Origin of the sequence: Nocardiopsis listeri (genome assembly GCF_020741345.1) — a bacterium.
Lineage (GTDB): Bacteria > Actinomycetota > Actinomycetes > Streptosporangiales > Streptosporangiaceae > Nocardiopsis > Nocardiopsis listeri_A.
On the sequence record NZ_DYZD01000201.1, the window covers coordinates 1 to 2,951 of the forward strand.

Consider the following 2,951-nt stretch of genomic DNA (forward strand, 5'->3'; position numbering starts at 1 on the left):
AGGCACCCACCGCCGGACCGATCGAGGCCAGGGCGTTCCCACCCACCGCCCAGGTCAGGAGCCACACGTGCGCGCCCAAGGGCACCCACGCCACCAGGGTCCACCCCACCGAGGCGACCACGGGGCCCCCGCCGATCCGCAGCGGACCCGCCTCGGCCACCTCTCGGAAGCGGGCGAAGGGCCGTGCGGCCAACCCGATGCCCCACCCCAGCACACGCGGGTGCAGACAGGCCAGGAGCACCGGGGCTGCGGCCAGCGCCCACCACCAGCGGCGGGCCGCCTCCGCCGATGACAGTGGCAGCGCCACCGCCGCCACGGCCAGGCTCACCGCCACCGTCACCGCGATCGCCACCAGGGTGGCCGCCGCGCCCCGTGAGCGGGGCACGCTCCAGTCCCGGGCCAACTCCACCTGGGCGACGAAGGCCCACACCGACCCCGGCAGGTACTTGCCGAGTTGGCCGACGAACATCACGCGCGCGGCCACCGTACGCGGCAGTGGTGAACCCAGCCCGGCCAGGAGCGAACGCCAGGCCAGCATCTGCGCGGCCAACCCCAGCATCCCGGCCAGGACGGCGGTCGGCAGTACCCACAGGGGGAGTTCGGCGACGGCCTCGCGCGCCTGATTCCAGTTCGCGTGCACGGCCACGCCCGCGCAGGCGCACACCACCAGCAGCAGGGCGAGGCGCACCCACGCGTTACGTCGAAGCCGAGTCAGCACCCGGCCAGCCTAACGGCGCGCACCCGACCGAACCGGGTCGTCCACGGACCGACCTCCGTTCGGTCCTCCCACCTTTCCTGAGGATCAGCGGGTGGCGGCCTCGGGCGGCGAACCCCCGGCACGTAGGGTGGGCCGGTATGAGCGGTGCGAACGACCCGGAGCCCATCCCCACGCCCACGGCGTCCGCCATGCGCAGGGCGCTGGCCCGAGCGCGTGACGGCAAGACCCTGGACCCCACCGAAGCCGAGATCCTCCTGCACGCCCGTGGCGAAGACCTCGACCTCCTCCTCGACCACGCCGGCCGGGTACGCGACGCCGGGCTGGAGGCCTCGGGACGCGGAAAGGTCATCACCTACAGCCGCAAGGTCTTCGTGCCACTGACCCGACTGTGTCGGGACCGCTGCCACTACTGCACCTTCGTCACGGTCCCCGGCAGGCTCGAATCCCCCTACATGTCCGCGGACGAGGTCCTGGAGATCGCCCGCAAGGGCGCCGAGATGGGCTGCAAGGAAGTCCTCATCACCCTGGGCGACCGCCCCGAGGACCGGTGGAAGCAGGCCGCCGAGTGGCTCGACTCGCGCGGCTACGACGACACCCTCTCGTACGTGCGCGCCATGGCGATCATGATCCTGGAGGAGACCGGCCTGCTACCGCACCTCAACCCCGGGGTGCTGACCTGGTCGGACTTCCAACGCCTCAAGCCGGTCTCGCCCTCGATGGGCATGATGTTGGAGACCACCTCCCGGCGCCTGTTCGAGGAGAAGGGCCAAGCCCACTACGGCAGCCCCGACAAGGACCCGGCCGTCCGGTTGCGCGCCCTGGAGGACGCCGGTCGTTCCAGCGTCCCCTTCACCACCGGCCTGTTGTTGGGCATCGGCGAGACGCTCGCCGACCGGGCGCACTCGATCTTCGCGATGCGCGGGGTCTCCCGCCGCTACGGCGGTCTCCAGGAGATCATCGTGCAGAACTTCCGCGCCAAGCCGAACACCGCGATGATGCACCGGCCCGACATCGAGCGCGAGGAGATGGCCGCCACCATCGCCGTCACCCGACTGGTCATGGGACCCAAGGCGCACATCCAGGCGCCGCCCAACCTCATCGGCGCGGAGAGCGGCGGCGTGGACGAGTACGCGCTGATGATCCGCGCGGGCATCGACGACTGGGGCGGGGTCTCCCCGCTCACCGCCGACCACGTCAACCCCGAACGCCCCTGGCCCCAGATCGACGACCTCGCCGCCCGCACCGAGGCCCAGGGCTTCACGCTGCGCGAGCGCCTCACCGTCTACCCCGAGTACATCCGGGCCGGCGAACCCTGGATCGACCCACGGGTGCGCGCCCACGTCGACGCCCTGGTGGACCCCGAGACCGGCCTGGCCCGCGAGGACGCGCCCCTGGTGGGCCGCCCCTGGCAGGAACCCGAGGCGGTCATGGTCTCCTCGGGCCGCACCGACCTGCACACCGACATCGACACCGAGGGCCGTACCGAGGATCGGCGCGGCGACTTCGACGCGGTCTACGGGGACTGGGACGAACTCACCCCCGTCGTCGACCGCCAGGGCGCGGTGCCCCGTCGGACGGACCCCGAGATCGCCGCCGCCCTGCGCAGCGCCGAACGGGACCCCGCCGGGCTGAGCGACGCCGAGGCGCTCGCGCTCCTGCACGCCGACGGCGACGCCCTGGAGGCCTTCACCGGTCTGGCCGACCGGGTGCGCCGCGACACCGTCGGTGACGACGTCACCTACGTCGTCACCAGGAACATCAACTTCACCAACGTCTGCTACACCGGCTGCCGGTTCTGCGCCTTCGCCCAGCGCCGCACCGACGCGGACGCCTACACGCTCTCCCTGGACCAGGTCGCCGACCGCGCGGAGGAGGCGTGGAAGGCGGGCGCCACCGAGGTGTGCATGCAGGGCGGCATCCATCCGGACCTGCCCGGCACCGCCTACTTCGACATCGCCGCGGCCGTGCGCGAACGCGTCCCGGACATGCACGTCCACGCGTTCAGCCCGATGGAGGTCGTCAACGGCGCCGCCCGCACGAACATGTCGATCCGGGACTGGCTGACCCGTGCCCGCGAGTCCGGCCTGGGTTCCATCCCCGGCACCGCCGCGGAGATCCTCGACGACGAGATCCGGTGGGTCCTCACCAAGGGCAAGCTGCCCGCCTCGGAGTGGGTCGAGGTCATCACCACCGCGCACGACCTGGGCATCCCCACGACGTCCACGATGATGTA

Annotated in this window: 2 protein-coding genes; one reads left to right on the plus strand and one right to left on the minus strand. The window is 72.0% G+C overall.

What is annotated here, in order from left to right; genetic code table 11:
• Positions 1-718: UPF0104 family protein (locus tag K8V84_RS11015; RefSeq protein WP_304073867.1), on the minus strand; the 718-nt coding region annotated here is incomplete at its 3' end.
• 188 nt (positions 719-906) lie between these two features.
• Here K8V84_RS11015 and K8V84_RS11020 point away from each other — a divergent pair.
• Positions 907-2,951, plus strand: a 2,045-nt coding sequence (locus K8V84_RS11020) for a bifunctional FO biosynthesis protein CofGH (RefSeq protein ID WP_304073869.1), incomplete at its 3' end; no start/stop codon positions are given.